The organism is Lutibacter sp. A64 (genome assembly GCF_022429565.1).
In the GTDB taxonomy this organism is placed as follows: Bacteria; Bacteroidota; Bacteroidia; order Flavobacteriales; family Flavobacteriaceae; genus Lutibacter.
Window position 1 is genome coordinate 1,373,156 of sequence record NZ_CP092487.1, and the last position, 18,546, is coordinate 1,391,701.

Annotated in this window: 24 protein-coding genes; 12 read left to right on the top strand and 12 right to left on the bottom strand. The window is 28.1% G+C overall.

Annotated features, from left to right (window positions below):
* The first annotated feature begins 59 nt into the window (after positions 1-59).
* A complete protein-coding gene (locus MKD41_RS05685; RefSeq protein WP_240244474.1) occupies positions 60-533 on the top strand; it encodes a hypothetical protein in 474 nt (157 codons plus the stop codon).
* Between the two features lie 8 nt (positions 534-541).
* Here the strand turns inward: MKD41_RS05685 and MKD41_RS05690 are convergent, their stop codons facing one another.
* Positions 542-1,105, bottom strand: coding sequence for a DNA mismatch repair protein MutS (locus tag MKD41_RS05690; protein ID WP_240244475.1), 564 nt, complete (start codon positions 1,103-1,105; stop codon positions 542-544).
* 172 nt (positions 1,106-1,277) lie between these two features.
* Here MKD41_RS05690 and MKD41_RS05695 point away from each other — a divergent pair, with 172 nt between their 5' ends.
* Genes MKD41_RS05695 through MKD41_RS05710 form a run of 4 tightly spaced genes read left to right on the top strand, consistent with a single transcriptional unit; the run spans position 1,278 to position 2,970 of the window.
* Positions 1,278-1,910: a hypothetical protein gene (locus MKD41_RS05695; RefSeq protein ID WP_240244476.1), complete on the top strand. Its 633-nt coding sequence runs from the start codon at positions 1,278-1,280 to the stop codon at positions 1,908-1,910.
* A 26-nt stretch (positions 1,911-1,936) separates the two neighbouring features.
* Positions 1,937-2,230, top strand: a complete 294-nt coding sequence (locus tag MKD41_RS05700; protein ID WP_240244477.1) for a DUF2752 domain-containing protein — start codon at positions 1,937-1,939, stop codon at positions 2,228-2,230.
* 14 nt (positions 2,231-2,244) lie between these two features.
* Entirely contained in the window at positions 2,245-2,568 is a 324-nt protein-coding gene (locus MKD41_RS05705) for a CCC motif membrane protein (RefSeq protein WP_240244478.1), read from the top strand.
* A gap of 6 nt (positions 2,569-2,574) precedes the next feature.
* Positions 2,575-2,970 (top strand): DUF2752 domain-containing protein, encoded by a 396-nt coding sequence (locus MKD41_RS05710; RefSeq protein WP_240244479.1) that lies wholly within the window; start codon positions 2,575-2,577, stop codon positions 2,968-2,970.
* 14 nt (positions 2,971-2,984) lie between these two features.
* Here MKD41_RS05710 and MKD41_RS05715 read toward each other — a convergent pair whose 3' ends face one another.
* The 7 genes from MKD41_RS05715 to nadC form a co-directional block, all read right to left on the bottom strand.
* Complete coding sequence (locus MKD41_RS05715; protein WP_240244480.1) at positions 2,985-3,827, bottom strand: phosphatase PAP2 family protein; 843 nt, start codon at positions 3,825-3,827, stop codon at positions 2,985-2,987.
* A 155-nt stretch (positions 3,828-3,982) separates the two neighbouring features.
* A complete protein-coding gene (gene folE / locus MKD41_RS05720) occupies positions 3,983-4,681 on the bottom strand; it encodes a GTP cyclohydrolase I FolE (protein ID WP_371824287.1) in 699 nt (232 codons plus the stop codon).
* A gap of 43 nt (positions 4,682-4,724) precedes the next feature.
* Positions 4,725-6,095 carry a histidine--tRNA ligase gene (gene hisS / locus MKD41_RS05725; protein WP_240244481.1) on the bottom strand — a complete coding sequence of 457 codons (1,371 nt, stop codon included), beginning with the start codon at positions 6,093-6,095 and terminating at the stop codon, positions 4,725-4,727.
* Positions 6,096-6,280: 185 nt separating this feature from the next.
* Entirely contained in the window at positions 6,281-6,850 is a 570-nt protein-coding gene (locus tag MKD41_RS05730) for a DUF4126 domain-containing protein (protein WP_240244482.1), read from the bottom strand.
* A 3-nt stretch (positions 6,851-6,853) separates the two neighbouring features.
* Positions 6,854-7,585: a 3-deoxy-manno-octulosonate cytidylyltransferase gene (gene kdsB, locus MKD41_RS05735; RefSeq protein ID WP_240244483.1), complete on the bottom strand. Its 732-nt coding sequence runs from the start codon at positions 7,583-7,585 to the stop codon at positions 6,854-6,856.
* Positions 7,586-7,590: 5 nt separating this feature from the next.
* Complete coding sequence (locus MKD41_RS05740) at positions 7,591-8,517, bottom strand: YihY/virulence factor BrkB family protein (RefSeq protein ID WP_240244484.1); 927 nt, start codon at positions 8,515-8,517, stop codon at positions 7,591-7,593.
* 142 nt (positions 8,518-8,659) lie between these two features.
* Entirely contained in the window at positions 8,660-9,523 is an 864-nt protein-coding gene (nadC, locus tag MKD41_RS05745) for a carboxylating nicotinate-nucleotide diphosphorylase (RefSeq protein WP_240244485.1), read from the bottom strand.
* Positions 9,524-9,599: 76 nt separating this feature from the next.
* Between nadC and rlmH the strand changes: the two genes are divergently transcribed.
* Genes rlmH through MKD41_RS05770 form a run of 5 tightly spaced genes read left to right on the top strand, consistent with a single transcriptional unit; the run spans position 9,600 to position 13,525 of the window.
* Positions 9,600-10,073, top strand: a complete 474-nt coding sequence (gene rlmH / locus MKD41_RS05750; RefSeq protein ID WP_240244486.1) for a 23S rRNA (pseudouridine(1915)-N(3))-methyltransferase RlmH — start codon at positions 9,600-9,602, stop codon at positions 10,071-10,073.
* Positions 10,066-10,650, top strand: coding sequence for a non-canonical purine NTP diphosphatase (locus MKD41_RS05755; protein WP_240244487.1), 585 nt, complete (start codon positions 10,066-10,068; stop codon positions 10,648-10,650). The genes rlmH and MKD41_RS05755 overlap by 8 nt, the downstream gene beginning before the upstream one ends.
* Positions 10,650-11,681, top strand: a complete 1,032-nt coding sequence (locus MKD41_RS05760; RefSeq protein ID WP_240245009.1) for a FecCD family ABC transporter permease — start codon at positions 10,650-10,652, stop codon at positions 11,679-11,681. Before MKD41_RS05755 ends, MKD41_RS05760 begins: the two co-directional genes overlap by 1 nt.
* Positions 11,681-12,475, top strand: a complete 795-nt coding sequence (locus MKD41_RS05765; RefSeq protein ID WP_240244488.1) for an ABC transporter ATP-binding protein — start codon at positions 11,681-11,683, stop codon at positions 12,473-12,475. The genes MKD41_RS05760 and MKD41_RS05765 overlap by 1 nt, the downstream gene beginning before the upstream one ends.
* A 36-nt stretch (positions 12,476-12,511) precedes the next feature.
* A complete protein-coding gene (locus MKD41_RS05770) occupies positions 12,512-13,525 on the top strand; it encodes a M28 family metallopeptidase (RefSeq protein ID WP_240244489.1) in 1,014 nt (337 codons plus the stop codon).
* 7 nt (positions 13,526-13,532) lie between these two features.
* Here MKD41_RS05770 and MKD41_RS05775 read toward each other — a convergent pair whose 3' ends face one another.
* Positions 13,533-14,228, bottom strand: coding sequence for an SGNH/GDSL hydrolase family protein (locus MKD41_RS05775; protein WP_240244490.1), 696 nt, complete (start codon positions 14,226-14,228; stop codon positions 13,533-13,535).
* Between the two features lie 181 nt (positions 14,229-14,409).
* Entirely contained in the window at positions 14,410-15,414 is a 1,005-nt protein-coding gene (holA, locus tag MKD41_RS05780; RefSeq protein ID WP_240244491.1) for a DNA polymerase III subunit delta, read from the bottom strand.
* A 30-nt stretch (positions 15,415-15,444) separates the two neighbouring features.
* Here holA and MKD41_RS05785 point away from each other — a divergent pair, with 30 nt between their 5' ends.
* The gene (locus MKD41_RS05785) at positions 15,445-15,891 is read left to right on the top strand and encodes a type I restriction enzyme HsdR N-terminal domain-containing protein (protein ID WP_240244492.1); all 447 of its coding nucleotides are present in this window, start codon (positions 15,445-15,447) and stop codon (positions 15,889-15,891) included.
* A gap of 64 nt (positions 15,892-15,955) precedes the next feature.
* Positions 15,956-16,963: a glycosyltransferase family 2 protein gene (locus MKD41_RS05790; protein ID WP_240244493.1), complete on the top strand. Its 1,008-nt coding sequence runs from the start codon at positions 15,956-15,958 to the stop codon at positions 16,961-16,963.
* Between the two features lie 101 nt (positions 16,964-17,064).
* On the opposite strand, the gene MKD41_RS05795 is transcribed toward MKD41_RS05790, so the two are convergent.
* Both MKD41_RS05795 and MKD41_RS05800 read right to left on the bottom strand, forming a co-directional pair.
* Entirely contained in the window at positions 17,065-17,688 is a 624-nt protein-coding gene (locus MKD41_RS05795) for an L-threonylcarbamoyladenylate synthase (protein ID WP_240244494.1), read from the bottom strand.
* Between the two features lie 154 nt (positions 17,689-17,842).
* Positions 17,843-18,541, bottom strand: coding sequence for a response regulator transcription factor (locus MKD41_RS05800; RefSeq protein WP_240244495.1), 699 nt, complete (start codon positions 18,539-18,541; stop codon positions 17,843-17,845).
* Positions 18,542-18,546: the final 5 nt, after the last annotated feature.

The following is an 18,546-nucleotide window of genomic DNA, read 5'->3' on the forward strand; positions in this document are numbered from 1 at the left end:
GGTATCATTTAACGTTAGATTGTATAAAACAATTATTTTTGTTTCATTAAAATTTAAACATGAAAAAATTAATAACACTTTTTATAGCTTTTACCTTATTATCTTGTAACGATGGTGATTTTGACATCCCTTCTTTTGAATTTACTGATGCTATTAATAGTTGTGGAGAAACCATTTTATACAAGTTAAACTCTACAAGCACAGAAGTAATACTTATACAACTATCTAAAGATCAATTAGGAACTGCTGAAGGAGAGCTATCATATCCAATTTCTACAACTCAACAAGTAATTTATAGAATTTTTGATGATGCTATTGACTCTGATTATTTTTGTCAAGAAATTCCTCCAGCATCACCTTTAGTTTTAAAAGAATTAGAAGCCGAAAGCGGAACTATTGTAGTAAATACAATTGCCACTATTGAAAATGAAGAAATTACAGGATATACCTATGAAATCACAATTTCAGATTTATTATTTTTAGATGATAATGATCGTATATTTTTTGAAACTTTTTATTTTGGAAGCTATTAAAACACATTTTATTTTTTAGGATTCTGATAAATATAAACTTCTGTAGCGCCTAAACCATATTTTTTAAAGGAAGCTGCGTAGACATCTACGTGATAGTTTTTTAATAAAAAATCTAATTCTGTTTTTAAAACGCCTGCTCCTACTCCATGAATAAACACAACTTTAGGAATTCTATTTCTAATGGCATATTCTATTTTATGTTTTGCCGTTTCAATTTGCAGATTTAACATATCATAATTATCCATACCACGTGTAGATTCTGTAAGTTGATGGATATGTAAGTCTACTTCCATAGGTGGAGCATCATCTGTTTTTAAAGTAGATTTAAATTTTGGAACATTTTTTTTATTAGAAGTCTCATTCATTTTTTCTAATAAACTTTCATTAGAAATATCACTATATTTAGACAATTCAAATTGACTTTCTTTAATTACAACAAGTTCATTTGGTAAAAAATCAAAAGAAAAACCATCTGTAGATTCTATACTAATAGCATTATTTTTAATTGCAACAACTTTGCCTTTAATTACATCGTCTAAAACCGCAACAGTATCTCCAATTTTAAATTCCATGTGTTTTTATCTTTTAAGCTTTTTAACTTGTTAACCAACTGTAATTATGGCTAATTAACAAAGTATTTTACTATTAAAAATTTTAATATCCACCTAAATTTCTTAACTTTTAAATAATACAGCTAAAAAAATTTAGCTTCTTTATAATTATATATTTGTACAAAAATAGGATATGATTGATACTGTAGCTATAAATACTGAAGAATTTTTTAAAAAATCTAAGAAAAATTTATCTATCGATACTGCACGCATTGATTTATTAACCAACATTGCACAATATATTGCAAATGAATTTAAAAAAAACAAACCTATTCATTTAAATTTTATTTGTACACATAATAGCAGAAAAAGTCAGTTATGCCAGGTTTGGGCAAAATATGCTATTGATTATTTTAAATTAAAAAATATCGATTCCTTTTCTGGAGGAACTGCAGTTACAGCATTTTATAGAAATACCGTTAAAACACTACAAGAAGTAGGGTTTAAATTTGAAATTTCAGAATTTTCACATCAAAATCCAGTATATTTAATCAGTTATAAAAACTGCACAAATCCAATAATAGGGTTTTCAAAATTTTTTGATGATGAAATTAATAAAAAACCATTTATAGCAATTACAACCTGCTCTAATGCCAAAGAAAATTGTCCTTTTATTTCTGAAGCTATTGAGCGTTTTCATCTACCTTTTAACGATCCTAAAACTTTTGACAACTCTCTGTACAAAGCTGAAAAATACTTAGAAACAAATCAACAAATTGCAGGAGAAATTCATTTTATATTTGATTTGATTAAAAAGTCCATTTAATTTTTTACTTTTAGAAAAAAATTTTTTTGGATAAAATTATAGCATTTTTAGAAGACAATTTATTAACCTGTTCTTGGAAACAATATTTAGGTCAAGAATGTATGGGATGTGGAATGCAGCGAGCAATAATTTTGCTGCTTAAAGGAGATATTATAGGTTCTTTTAAAATGTATCCTGCCTTATTTACACTATTATTAATGTTTATATATTTAGCGTTTCATTTAAAATATGATTATAAAAAAGGACATTTAATATTGCGCTATCTATTTATTCTTAATGTTATTATTATCTTAGTAAATTATTTAATCAAAATCACTTAAAATCAACTAAAACCATGGAAAAACAAAAACTTCCTCACGCACAAAGTTCATTAATTTACGGTATTGTTTCAATTGTAACAGCTTGTTGCTGTTTTGGATTGCCAGGAGTAATTTTTGGATATATTGGACTTAACAATTCTAAAAAAGCATTGGCTATTTATAATGAAGACCCTTCACAATATACAGGTGATGGAAATGCAAATACTGGAAAAATTACATCTATTATTGGACTTGTACTTGGTGCTATAGCTGTATTACAAATTTTATATGCAATATTTAGCGGTAGCTGGGAAGAGCAAATGGAAATGTACAAAGGACTTATAGAGCAATCTAGCTAAAATAAAATGAAGTTAAAATACTTAGGAATGCTGCTACTTTTAATAGTATTAGCATTCCTTTATTTTTTTATAAACCCTAATCAAGTAAATTTTTTACCAAAATGTCCGCTTTATAAAACAACTGGTATTTACTGTCCAGGTTGCGGTAGCCAAAGAGCTACGCATCAACTTTTAAATTTCAATATTATTGGGGTATTTCAACAAAATGCACTATTTGTACTTGGCTTACTACTAATTGTGTATCATTTAATAGTTACTGGAATCAATTATTATTTTAAAAAAAACTATTTTAATTACATCTATCATCCAAAAACAGTTATTGTACTAATAATTATAACAATTATTTTTTGGATTTTAAGAAACATTCCCTTTTACCCTTTTACCTTATTAGCTCCTCATTAAAGTTGTAAGAACCTTTAAAACGTTCCAACAAGACCAACAGTTTTATAACCTGCCCTTAAATTCCAAGAAATTGTTTTCTCTTTTACACTGTTCTTTTTTGAAGTTAAAAAATTATCAACTCCATCTACAATTACAACACTTAAAACCATTCCTAAAGTTACATCTGTTAGCCAGTGTGCTCCAGCCCAAAGTCTAGAAACAGGAGCTATTAAGCCAACTGCATATATTCCTCCTTTAACCCATAAATTATCAAATTGTTTTGCTATGGCATGTGATGCTGTGAAAGATAAAATTGAATGTCCGGATGGAAAAGAATGATATCCCGATTCTTTACTCATAAATTTGAATTTTCTACTACCAACATTTTGAGAAGGTCTTGCACGTCCAAAAGCATTTTTACTAATTGTTTGTATTAATCCTGTAGCTACAGCTGATGAAATTATTAACACACCTGTATGTCTAAATTTTTCGTTTTTAGAAAATAATCCATAGCCATAAATTCCCGCAGAAATCATAAAAAAATTTTGTGGACTTCCATAATACCATCCTATTTCTTTCAACATTTGAGGCGAGCTATCTTCTTGATTTATAAAGTATTCGCTAGTTTGTTCATCGTAGATATATAATAATGAAGTTCCTGCAGCTATAGCTCCAAATGTTAACCAATCATCTTTTTTCCATTTAAACGGTTTTGTATATGCATTTTTTACTCCACCAAAAATCAAATTAGCATCAGACTTTAATAGACTCCAAGTTGTTTCATTTTTCTCAAAATTTTCATTTTGTTGTGCATTTAAATTATATAAAAACAAGAAAGAAAATATGATGCTAAAAATTATTGTTTGTTTAATTTTCATAAGTTTTTAATCAAGTAAAGTTAGTTTGGTTTACGTACTGTAGAATCGCTTTTATTAAATGTATTTTAAGTAAAAAAAAGTGAAATAAAAAAAGCAATTTTATCCTTTAAATAAAATTGCTTTTTACTTTAGTTCAAAATATGAGAACAAAAATATTAAACTTCTACATTTTTAAAATCTGTATCCAATTTAATATAATCTATAAATTCTCTTTTAATATCTTTATCTTTAAATTTTCCGCCAAATTCTGAAGTTACGGTACTACTTACAATATCTCTAACTCCTCTAGAATTTACACATAAATGTTTAGCATCAATTACACAAGCAACATCTTCTGTTCCCATTGCTTCTTGTAAAGCTTGTACAATTTGCATAGTTAAACGCTCTTGTACCTGTGGTCTTTTAGCGTAATAATCTACAATTCTATTCATTTTCGATAAACCAATTACATTTCCATTTGAAATATAAGCTACGTGAGCTCTACCAACAATTGGTAATAAATGATGCTCGCAAGTAGAATAAACTGTTATATTTTTTTCTACCAACATTTCACCATATTTATAATTATTATCGAATGTGGATAATTTTGGTTTATTTGCAGGATTTAATCCTGAAAAAATTTCATTTACATAAGCTTTAGCAACTCTTCGAGGTGTACCTTTAATACTATCATCCTCTAAATCCATTCCTAAAGTATCTAAAATATCTCTAACACTAGCTTCAATTCTTGCTCTTTTTTCATCATCTGAAATATCAAAAGCATCAGCTCTTAGTGGTGTTTTAGCAGATGATCCAACGTGATCATCTCCCATTTCATCAATTTTATTTATCATTATGTCTTTACCTTCAAACATTAACTTCTATTTAGCTTGCAAAACTACAACTTTGTTTTTTAAATTATAGTGTGATTTCAAGTAATTCTTTTAAACTACATACTTGCTGTTCACCAGTTTGCATATTTTTTAATGTATAATTTTTATTTTCTATCTCATTTGAACCAACAATTACTACATAAGGAATTGTTCTTCTATTTGCATAGTTCATCTGTTTTTTCATCTTAGCAGCATCTGGATACAGTTCAGATTTTATATTATTATTTCTTAATGAAACTAATGCCTGCATGCAATAAGCTGCTTCATTTTCTCCAAAATTAATAAACAACACCTTTGGTTTTGGCAATTCAACAGCATCAAATAAATTTAATTCTTCTAATACCAAATAAATTCTATCCAATCCAAAAGAAATACCAACACCACTTACATTTTTTAACCCAAAAATACCGGTTAAATCATCATATCTTCCACCGCCACCAATAGAGCCCATTTTTACACCTTTTGGCGCAGAGACTTCATAAATAGCACCTGTATAATAATTTAAACCACGTGCTAATGTTACATCTAATTCTAAATTGGCTGTTTCTAAACCTAATGCTTCAACATTGTCAACAACAAAACGTAAATCTTTAACACCTTGTAAACCTTCTTCAGATTCAGCTAAAAGCGCTTCTAATTGATTTAATTTATCTTGGTTATTTCCAACAAAATTAAACAATGGTTGCACTTTTTCTATTGCTGTTTCAGAAATACCTTTACTTAGCATTTCGTTAGTTACACCCTCTGCTCCAATTTTATCTAACTTATCAAGTGCTACAGTAAAATCTATTAATTTATCTTTTTCACCAATAATATCTGCAATACCAGCTAAAATTTTACGATTATTGAGTTTTATAGTCGTACCAATTAACTTTAACTTACTAAAAACAGCATCGTATAATTGAACAAATTCTACTTCTTGCCATAAACCTTTACTTCCCACAACATCTGCATCGCATTGGTAAAACTCTCTAAAACGTCCTTTTTGAGGTCTATCTGCACGCCAAACTGGCTGCATTTGGTAACGCTTAAAAGGAAATTCTATTTCATTTTGATGTTGTACAACATAACGTGCAAACGGTACTGTTAAGTCGTAACGCAATGCTTTTTCTGAAATTTTTGAAGTTACTTTTAGGCTATCTTTTGAAGCTAATAAATCAGCATCTACCTTATTTAAATAATCTCCAGAATTCAAAATTTTAAAAATCAAACGATCACCTTCATCTCCATACTTTCCCATTAAGGTTGAAGAATTTTCGAATGATGGCGTTTCAATAGGTTGAAATCCATATACTTCAAAAACTTCTTTTATAGTTGAAAAAATATAATTTCTTTGAGCTACTTCTGTAGGTGAAAAATCACGTGTTCCTTTTGGTATACTTGGTTTTTGTGCCATTTGTAAAAATTAGTTTGCAAATATCTGAAAATTCTAAAACTAATTAAAGCTTTTCTAACATTGATTTTATTTACTCAATTATAATGTATTGTTTTTAAATTTGTATTTGCTTAATTAAATAGTTAACATAGCAATTTAAATTATTTATAAAAATGATATAAAGTATTTTAGTTTGGTTATATATCTCATTTTTTTGATTTAAATAGTTTAAACACTTTAAATAAAACCCATAAAATTAACACCACACAAATAATTGCTAAAACTGGAATAAACATAGCAAACGCAGACATTAATATTGAAGTACCCGTTTCTATAGTTGAAATAACAGGATTTGCTACTCCAGCAGTTGTTGCTGTAGAGGCTAAACGTGTAGTGCTTGTAGATCCTTTAATTGCTGTAGCAGTACCTCCACCCGCAATAATTGCAAGCGCCCATGTAATTGTTGGATCTAAATTGCTAACTGTTGCAACCATTACAGCAGTTCCGGCAATGGCAGCAAGCGGTACAGCAATAGTATCTAATAAATTATCGAACCAAGGAATAAAATATGCAAAAATTTCTACTATTGTAGCAATACCTAAAATTATTATTGCAGTAGAACTCCCCACCCATTGCCAACTTTCGTTCAACGGAATTACATTATAAAATGAAGCTAAACTAAGGGCAAACAATGGCACAAAAATTCTAAAACCAACCGAAGCAGCTAAGCCAATTCCTATTAAAATACTAATAATTGTTTCTGGAGTAAAATCCATAATTTAGTTGTTTTTAAAAATTGCATTGGCTTTTTCTAAATCTTCAAGAGTATCTATTCCAATAGCAAGCTGATCGGTTTCTACCATTTTAACAGTTATACCATTTGCTAAAAAACGAAGGTTTTCTAATTTTTCAGCAGCTTCTAACTGATTAATAGGTAATTTTGTAAACCTTAAAAGTGCGTCTTTTCTAAAAGCATAAATACCAATATGTTTGTAATATACAGCTTTTGAAATATCTCTAGCAAAAGGAATTGGACAACGCGAAAAATACATTGCAAAACCGTCTTCATTGCAAACTACTTTTACATTATTTGGATTGTTAACCTCATCTAAATCTTCCATTTTAATTTTTAAGGAAGCAATGTCTATTTTATTTTCAGTATCGTTTTTAAATACTTGCAACAAGTTTTTTAACGGTTCTGTTTGTGTAAAAGGCTCATCTCCTTGTACATTTACAACTATATCTACATCTAAATTCTCAACAGCTTCAGCAATTCTATCGCTACCAGATTCGTGTTCTTTTTTACTTTTAATTGCCTTACCTCCATTTGAAGTTATTTCATTAAAAATAATATCACTGTCTGTGACCACATACACTTCATCAAATAAATTTGATTGCTTTGTAGCTTCATAAGTTCTTAAAATAACAGTTTTTCCTGCTAAATTTTTCATTAATTTACCTGGAAATCTACTTGCTTCATAACGAGCAGGTATCATTGCTATAATCTTCATAAATTTTATTTTTTTATATGAAACCTCCTTAATCTACTAATACTTGCATTTAATTCAAACCCCAACAGTAAAATAATGGCATTTAACCAAACAAAAAGCATTAAAACCAGCAAGGTTCCTATGGATCCATAAAGTTGATTGTAGGTAGCAAATTTTAATACATAAATTGAAAATAATTTAAACATTACTATAGTTAGTAGGGTTGTAAGGATGGAACCTGGTGTAAAAAAAGAAAAGTATTTAACTTCTTTTGTACCGTATTTGTATAAAAGTGAAACGGAAATAAACACCAATAATACAAAAAATAAAAACTGTCCTTTTTCTATCCAAAAAACTTCATCTTCTACCCAACCTTTTGCTTTTAAATCGTTAATTCCAATTTCAAAATACAATATAATTGCTACTGTTGCTACCAAAATTAATGACAATACTATTGACATTATCATTGAAATAAAATATTGACGAATAATGCTTCTCATTTCGGTGACATGGTACGAATATTCAAATCCACCTAAAATTGCATTTACACCGTTTGTCATTAAAAAAATTGAAGCAACAAAACCAAATGAAAGTAAACCACCATACCTATTATTTGCAATATCTTCAATAACATCATGTACAGTTTCGGCTGTATTTGGTGGTAATAATTGTTCTATCATTACCAAAAAATCCTCCTGAAACCCTTCAATAGGGACATACGGAATTAAGGTTAAAATAAACAATATAAAAGGAAACAATGCCATAAAAAAGCTGAAAGCAATTCCTCCTGCTCTTGACGTTAGTGCTCCTTTTAAAATACCAATAACATACATTTCTAGAACATCATACAAGGACATTCCATGTAAACCCGGTATAATTATTTTTTTACCAAGCTTTACCAACCAATTAACTATTGGTATTTTTTGTAAGCTATCTTCAATTTGTTTGGTCATTTTTTTTAATAAAATGTAAAAATTAAAAGATTTAACGTTTAAAGTAACCTAATCCTATATTTAAAAACTAAATATAATCATTTAAACTTTTAGTACTTTTAAACCTTATCCCTTAGACACTTTTAAGTTTTTTTCAAAACTACTAGACCTCTACCGCCTTTAAACTTAAATCCATATTATAAACAGAGTGCGTTAAAGCTCCAGATGAAATACAATCTACTCCGCATTCGGCATATTTTCTAGCAGTTTCTAAATTTATACCACCAGAAGATTCTGTTTGGCACTGCTCACCTATAAGTTCTACAGCTTTTTTAGTATCTTCATAATTAAAATTATCGATTAAAATACGATAAACACCTCCAACAGCTAATATTTCTTTAATTTCTTCTAAACTTCTTGATTCAACAATAATTTTTAAATCTAAATTATTATCAGCTAAATATTTTTGTGTTGTTTTAATGGCTTTTGTAACACCTCCACAAAAATCTATATGGTTATCTTTTAACATAATCATATCATACAAAGCAAATCTATGATTTTCTCCTCCTCCAATTTTAACAGCCCACTTTTCTAGTGCTCTAATTCCAGGAGTTGTTTTTCTAGTATCTAAAACTTTTGTTTTTGTACCTTCTAAAAGTTTAACAAATTCGTTGGTTTTTTTAGCAATTGCGCTCATACGTTGCATAATATTTAACACCAAACGTTCCGATTTTAAAATAGATTGAGAGCTTCCTTCAACATAAAAAACAATGTCGCCATAATTTACTTTTGCTCCATCATTTATTAAAGTTTCAACTTTTAAATCTGCATCTACATACTTAAAAATACGCTTTGCCATTTCAACTCCAGCTATAATACCATCTTCTTTAACTAATAATTTAGCTTTACCAGTTGCGTCTTTTGGAATACATGCTAACGAGCTATGATCTCCATCTCCAATATCTTCTCTAATAGCATTAGAAATTATAATATCTAGTTCTTTTTCAAATTGTTCTTTACTTATCATTTTACTAAAATTTTCAAACAAAAATAACTTTTTTATTTTCAAAAATTAACCCTTTAATTATTTTTATATTTGCCAAATGAAAATTAAGTTATTAGCCATTGGCAAAACCGATGATAAAAATTTACAAACGTTAATTGAAACCTATCAAAATAGGTTGAAACACTATATTAATTTTGAAATTGATATTATTCCTGATTTAAAAAAAGCAAAAAATTTAACAGAAGCACAACAAAAAGATAAAGAAGGTGAATTAATTTTAAAAAAATTAACAGCAACCGATAATTTAATTTTGTTAGATGAAAAAGGAAAAGAATTTCGTTCAATAGAATTCTCAAAATTTCTTCAAAAAAAAATGAATGCAGGAATTAAACAACTTGTATTGGTAATTGGTGGTCCTTATGGATTTTCTGATGCTGTTTATAAAAAATCTCAAGGAAAAATATCTTTATCCAAAATGACATTTTCTCACCAAATGATTCGTTTATTTATAACAGAACAAATTTACCGTGCATTTACAATCTTAAAAAACGAACCATACCATCATGAATAAATTAAAACTTGTTTTTGCTACCAATAATAAAAACAAACTAAAAGAAGTACAAGCAATGCTTACCAACTTTGAAATTGTAAGTTTAGCTGATATTAATTGTTTTGATGACATTCCAGAAACAGCAGATAGCTTAACAGGAAATGCAATTTTAAAAGCCGACTATATTACTAAAAAGTTTGGTTTGAATTGTTTTGCAGACGATACTGGACTGGAAGTCAAATCTTTAGATGGAGAGCCTGGAGTGTATTCTGCGCGTTATGCTGGTATTGAAAATAATTCAGAAAAAAATATGGCTAAATTATTAACTAAACTTGGTGATAATTTAAATAGAGAAGCGCAATTTAAAACGGCAATTGCCTTAAATATTAATAAAAAACAATTTATATTTGAAGGAATTTGCAAAGGACATATTTTAAAACAAAAACAAGGAAGTTCTGGTTTCGGTTACGATCCTATTTTTATGCCTGAAGGCTTTAAAAAATCTTTTGCAGAAATGGATTTAAATGAAAAAGGAGCTATTAGTCATAGAGGAAAAGCCATACAAGAATTAGTACATTTTTTAAACAAGCATTTTTGATTAACCCTACAAAGTCATATAGATTAACATTTATAATTCTAATTATTACATTGGTAATTATATTTTTAATAAACCTTAGTTTAGGTTCTGTATACATTCCACTAAAACAACTGTTTTTAGCATTAATAAATGGTGATGTTGAAAAAGAATCTTGGCGTTCTATAATTTTAAGCTATCGTTTACCAAAAGCAATTACAGCAATAATTGTAGGTTCTGGCTTGTCTATTAGTGGTTTATTAATGCAAACATTATTTAGAAATCCGTTAGCAGGTCCTTTTGTTTTGGGTATAAGTTCTGGCGCAAGTTTGGGTGTTGCAATTTTAATTTTAGGAGCATCGTTTATTGGTGCCAATATCAGCAATTATGCTTTTACAAATTTTGGGTTGGCTTTTGCAGCCAGTTTAGGCTCTTTTTTAGTGCTTTCTGCTGTTATGATTGCTGCACAAAAAGTTAAAAACACCATGTCTATTTTAATAATAGGATTAATGTTTGGTAGTTTAACTTCAGCAGTAATTAGTATTTTGGCATATTTTGGTACTGCAAGTCAATTACAACAATATATGTTTTGGAGCTTTGGAAGCCTAGGAAACTTAAGCTGGAAAGAAATTACAGTTTTATGCATTGCTTTTATAATTGGAATTTTATTTGTTATTTTTATAATTAAACCTTTAAACACCTTACTTTTAGGTGAAAATTATGCAAAAAGCTTAGGGGTTAACGTAAAAAGAACGCGTAATTTAGTGTTAATTGCCACCAGTTTACTTACAGGAGTTATTACCGCATTTTCTGGTCCAATTGCCTTTATTGGCTTAGCTGTACCGCATTTAACAAAATTACTTTACAGTACATCAAACCATAAAACATTAATACCTGCAGTAGCAATAAGCGGAGCTATAATTATGCTAATTTGCGATAGCATAGCACAATTACCAACAAGCGAGTATACACTACCTATAAATGCAATAACATCACTATTTGGTGCTCCAATAATTATTTGGTTATTGGTTAGAAAAAGAAAAGTTTATTATTAATGAAACAACCTGAAGAACATATTATTAAAACAGAAAATTTAAGTATTGGTTATACTTCAAAAAAACAAGTTTCTGTAATAGCCTCTAATTTAAATATTGATTTAAATGCTGGTAATTTGGTATGTTTACTTGGTAAAAATGGAATTGGTAAATCTACACTACTTAGAACATTAACTAAAGTTCAACCAGCTTTAAAAGGCTCTATTACAATTGATAATAAAAATTTAGATAATTTAACAAATATAGAATTATCTAAAATAATGAGCTTAGTACTTACCGAACGCTTGCCAGATAGTAGTTTAACTGTTTTTGAATTGGTAGCATTAGGTAGGCAACCTTTTACAAATTGGATTGGCTATTTAACAAATAATGATCTAAAAATTATTAATACAGCCTTTGAAAAAACAAACACCAGCCATTTAATGAATTCTAAATGTTACGAATTAAGTGATGGTCAATTACAAAAAATATTAATAGCCAGAGCATTAACTCAAGACACACCAATTATTGTTTTAGATGAGCCAACAGCCCATTTAGACTTGCATCATACAGTAAATACATTCTCTTTACTTAAAAATTTGGCTTTACAATTTAATAAAACAATTATTGTTTCTACACACGAAGCTAATTTAGCTTTGCAATTAGCAGATGAATTATGGTTAATGTCTTCTTCTAAATTTGTAAGTGGAAAAACAGATATACTTATAGAAAATAATGAACTTAATCAACTTTTTGATTCTCGTTTGATTCGTTTTAATAAAGAGTTAAAACAATTTTCTATTTCAACTGAATAGTTATTAAAACAGTTGAAATATTTTAAAAAAATACTTATGAAAAAAATACTATTTTTAATTGTTGCATCATTATTAATTAGTAGTTGTGGAAGTACTGCTTATATTCCAGAAATTAACCTTACAACAGATGTTACAGCTACAAAATATGCAAATACTATTACATCTTCAGATTTAAAAACACATTTATATACAATTGCTTCTGATGAATTTGAAGGAAGAAATACTGGTGAGGCAGGACATAAAAAAGCTGCTGATTATATTAAAAATTTCTATATAAAAACAAATATTAAATCTCCTTTTGAAGGCTCTAATTATTTTCAAATTATACCTACTAAATTTTTAAAACCAAATTTAAAGCCTTCAGAAAATGTTTTAGGATTTATAAAAGGTTCTGAAAAACCTGAAGAAATTATAGTAATTTCTGCTCATTTAGATCATTTAGGTGTTCAAAATGGCGAAATTTTTAACGGTGCAGATGACAATGGTTCTGGAACAGTAACTATTTTAAAAATTGCTGAAGCATTTCAAAAAGCAAAAGAAGCCGGAAATGGCCCAAAACGTTCTTTGCTATTTTTACATGTTACCGGTGAAGAAAAAGGTTTATTAGGCTCTAAATATTATGTAAACAATCCTATTTTTCCACTTGAAAATACTGTTGCAAACTTAAATATTGATATGATTGGACGTATAGATGATGCTCATGAAAATAATCCAAATTATATTTATTTAATTGGTTCAGATAAGTTAAGTACAGAATTACACTACATTTCTGAAAAAATTAATGCAAAATTTACCCATATTAATATAGATTATACTTATAATAACGATGATGATCCAAATCAATTTTATTACAGGTCTGATCACTATAATTTTGCTAAAAATAATATCCCTGTAATCTTCTATTTTAACGGAACACACCAAGATTATCACGAACCTTCAGACACACCTGATAAAATTGATTATGAACTTTTACAAAAAAGAGCACAACTACTATTTTATACTGCTTGGGAGCTTGCCAACAGAGCAGAAAGAATTAAGGTTGATAAATAATTCAACCTTATTTTAGACTTAAAGTTTTGGCAATCGCTTTTTTAACAAGTGGTTCCATAATTAAATAACCGTTTAAATTTGGATGTACTCCATCATCTCCAAGTGTTACTTTTAAACCATTTAATTTGTTAGCCATAGGCGTAAAATAATCAACAAATTCTATATTTTGCTGCTTAGCATACGCTTTTAATAAGGTGTTAAGCTTTACCACTTTTTCAGCTGGCTCTAGCCCTTTTCTCCATGGAAAATCATAAGCCGGTAATACAGAACATAAAATAACCTTTATATTATTGGCTTTTGCCAATTCTGTCATTGAAATAATATTACCAACAATCATTTCAATAGTTGAAGGGCCTGTATTACCAGCAATATCATTTATACCAGCTAATATAACTACTGCACCAGGTTTTAAATCTATAACATCTTGTCTAAAACGCAACAACATTTGAGGCGTAGTTTGCCCACTAATTCCACGGTTTATATAAGGATTCTTAGAAAAAAATTCAGGTCTAATTCGTAACCAACCTTCAGTAATTGAATTTCCCATAAACACAACGCTATTTTCATCCTTTTTTAAGTTTAATAATTCAGCATTTTCTTTTTTAAAACGTTCTAAATTGGCCCAATCTTGAGCATATAAAAATTCTATACTAGAGCACATAAATAAAATACATAAAGTTAGTTGTATGGTTTTTATTTTCATTTTAAAAATTATATAATTGATATTCTTAAATCGTTAGCCACAGTTATAACACTTATTTTTAATGAATAGTCTAAAGTGTATTGTAGATAAAATGCTGAAATAAATTCAGCATAACAATTGTTAATCAACAAATATCTTCTTCAAAAAAATAATTTATAAAACTACCCAATAGTATAATTTATTAATGAATAATTTTAAAAATTAACTCTTTTAAAATATCACCTGCCGCTAATGCATTTGCTCCAACACCTTTACTTTTTACATCAGCTTCACGTAAAAGTCCGATTACTTGAGATACTTTACGCATTGGATAGTTTCTTGCTGCTGTGGTATAATCTGAGACAAAAAAAGGATTAACACCTAAAGATTTTGATATACTATTTTTAGATTTATCTTTTAAACTATGTAAAATAAGCAATTGTGTAAAAAAAATATTTAATAAAGAGATTGTAACAACTAATGGATTTACTTTCTGATTTTGAGCAAAATGGTTAATTATTCTGTTTGATTTTAAAACATCTCGCTCTCCAATGGCTTTTCTTAATTCAAAATTATTAAAATCTTTACTAATCCCTATATTTTCTTCAATAGCCTCTGGAGTAATAGTAGTTTCTTTTGGTAAAATCAGCATTAATTTATCCAACTCATTACTAATTTTACTTAAATCGGTACCTAAAAATTCTACAAGCATTAATGATGCCTTAGTTTCAATCTTATATTTTTTACCTGCTAATACTTTTCGTATCCAATCTACAACGTGATTTTCATATAATTTTTTACTTTCATAAACAACGCCCTTTTTCTTAATTTCTTTATAAAGCGTTTTTCGTTTATCTATTTTTTTATATTTATAACAAAGCACCAAAACCGTAGTTGGTTGTGGCTGTTTTACATAAGCAAGTAATTTTTCAATTGTTTTAGATAAATCTTGAGCTTCTTTTACTATAACAACCTGTCTTTCTGCCATCATAGGAAAGCGTTTGGCATTATCTACAATATCATCAATGGTAACATCTCTACCATATAAAACCATCTGATTAAAGCCTTTTTCCTCTTCAGAAAGCACATTCTTTTCAATATATTCCGAAATTTTATCGATATAATATGGCTCTTCACCCATTAAAAAATAAATAGGTTTTATGTCTCCATTTTTAATATCAGAAACTATTTTTGTAACGTCACTCATTTATATAAAAAAAATTAGCATTTTTGCGGTATGCAACAATTGAATTTACCAACTTATAAATTCAGAATCAAAAGTAGTGAAAATAAGTTTTTTATTTTTGATATCATTAGAAAAAAACATGTGGTTTTAACACCCGAAGAATGGGTGCGTCAACATTATGTTTGGTTTTTAATTGAAGAAAAGAAATATCCGATTTCTTTAATTGCAGTAGAAAAAAAACTCACCATCAACAAGTTAACAAAACGTACCGATATTTTAATTTTTGATACAAACGGCAATCCAGATATTATTGTTGAATGCAAAGCCCCTTCTGTAAAAATAACACAAGAAACTTTTGATCAAATTGCTCGTTATAACTTAAAATTAAAAGCAAATTATTTAATTATAACCAATGGTTTAGAACATTTTTACTGTAAAATGAATTTTGAAAATGAATGTTATGATTTTTTAAAAACCATTCCTTCTTTTAAAAAATAATACTAACAAAACTTTATAACTGTATAACTTCTTAACTTTAAAACTTTAGCTTAAGTTTGCATTTGTGAAAATAGCCATTGTAATATTAAACTGGAACGGACAACAATTGTTGGAAAAATTTTTACCTTCAATTATTAAATACAACACAGCAAAAAATGTTGAAATCTATGTTGCTGATAACGCTTCTACAGATACAAGCATTGCTTTTGTAAAAAAAACGTTTCCTACCATAAAAATTGTAGAAAACAAAAAAAATGGAGGTTATGCTAAAGGCTATAACGATGCTTTACAACATATTGAAGCTGATATTTATGGTTTAATAAATTCTGATATTGAGGTAACAGAAAACTGGTTAAATCCAATAATTTCAACTTTTAATACAGCCCCTGAAACGGCAATTATTCAACCAAAAATTTTAGATTATAAAAACAAAGTTCTCTTTGAATATGCCGGTGCTGGTGGTGGTTTTATAGATAAATATGGATATCCTTTTTGCAGAGGTCGTATTTTTTCGGAATTAGAAAAAGACAACAATCAATTTAATGATACTTGTGAAATATTTTGGGCTTCTGGAGCTTGCTTTTTTATTAAATCTAGTGTGTTTAAAGAATTAAACGGTTTTGATGAGGATTACTTTGCACATCAAGAAGAAATAGATTTATGTTGGAGAGCAAAAAACTTAGATTATAGTATTAAATACGTTGGTACTTCTACCGTTTACCACGTTGGAGGTGCTACTTTAAAAGAAGAAAGTCCTAGAAAATCGTTTTTAAATTTTAGAAACAGCTTGTTTACATTGGTTAAAAATGTGCCAAAAAAACAACTATTTGGTATTATTTTTATGCGCTTAATTCTTGATGGTATTGCAGGTGTAAAATTTTTAACAGAAATGCGTCCAATGCACACCTTAGCCATTATTAAAGCACATTTTAGTTTTTATGCATTACTTTCTAAAATGTATAAAAAAAGAGGTACTCATAAAAAAAGAAGTAATTATTTTACCACTAAAAGTATTGTTTGGCAACATTTTATTTTAGGTAAGAAAAAATATAACAACCTAGAAAATAGATGATTCCTTGTAATTTAATTACACTCGTTACAAACAAGCGCTAATAATATAGTAAATCAATTAAAAGCTAATGGGGCTACTTTGTAATTAATAAGTTGACAAAACTAATTAAAATCTTCAATACTACCTTTTCCTTCTCTAATAATTTCTATTTCATCATTTGATAAATCGATAACTGTAGAAGCTTGATTATCTCCATAACCACCATCAATTACCATATCTACTTTATCTTTCCATTTTTCATAAATTAATTCAGGATCTGTTGTATATTCTAACAAATCATCTTCATCGTAAATAGAAGTAGAAACTATTGGATTTCCCAATTTTTTAACCAATGCTCTTATAATACTATTATCTGGAATACGAATTCCTATTGTTTTTCTATTTTTAAAAGCTTTTGGAAGTCCGTTATTACTTGGTAATACAAATGTATAAGGTCCTGGTAAATATCTTTTTAAAATTTTATAAGTCTGTGTATCAATCTGTTTCACATAATCTGATAAGTTACTTAGATCGTAACAGATAAAAGAGAAGTTAGCTTTTTCTAATTTTACACCTTTAATTTTAGCTACTTTTTCCATAGCTTTCTTATTGGTAATATCGCACCCTAAACCGTAAACAGTATCGGTTGGATAAATAATTAAACCACCATTTTTTAAAACGTTTACAACTTTATCTAGTTCACGTTCATTTGGATTTTCACTATAAATTCTAATCAACTCAGCCATTTCAACTAATTTTATTTGTAAATGTAAGAAATTATAAAAAGAGGCTACTTAAAAGTATAAAAATATTAGCCTTAAATTAAAAAACAATTTTTATTCTTTTAAGCGACCTTTTTAATGTGATATGGTACAAAATTATTAATAGTAAAATAAATTACTATGATTTGTCTATTAATCTAAAACCTTCTCCGTGAATATTTAAAATTTCAACATTTTCGTCTCCTTTTAAATACTTACGTAATTTAGCAATATAAACATCCATACTTCTTGAGGTAAAATAATTATCGTCTCTCCAAATTTTGGTTAATGCTAATTCTCTTGGCATTAAATCATTTTTATGAACAGCCAACATTTTTAATAATTTACTTTCTTTAGGCGACAATTTTTGAGGTTCTTCACCTTTAAAAGATAAATGACGTAATTTTGAATTGAATTCAAATCCGCCAATTTTAAATTCGAAAACCTCTTCTTCTGTATTTTGTTCGGTTTCTTTACGTTGCATTATTGCTTTAATTTTATACAATAACACTTCAGAATCGAATGGTTTATTTAAATAATCATCTGCACCAGCTTGATAACCTTTTAAAACATCTTCTTTCATTGTTTTAGCAGTTAAGAATATAATTGGCACTTCAGAATTTGTTGCTCTAATATCTTTTGCTAGCGAAAACCCATCTTTTCTAGGCATCATTACATCTAAGATACATAAATCATACTCATCATTTTTAAACATAATTAAACCTTCTAAACCATCTTTAGCAAGGGTTACATTATAATCATTCAATAATAAATAATCTTTTAAAACTGTTCCAAAATTAGGATCATCTTCTACTAATAAAATTTTGTTATTCTCCATATTGT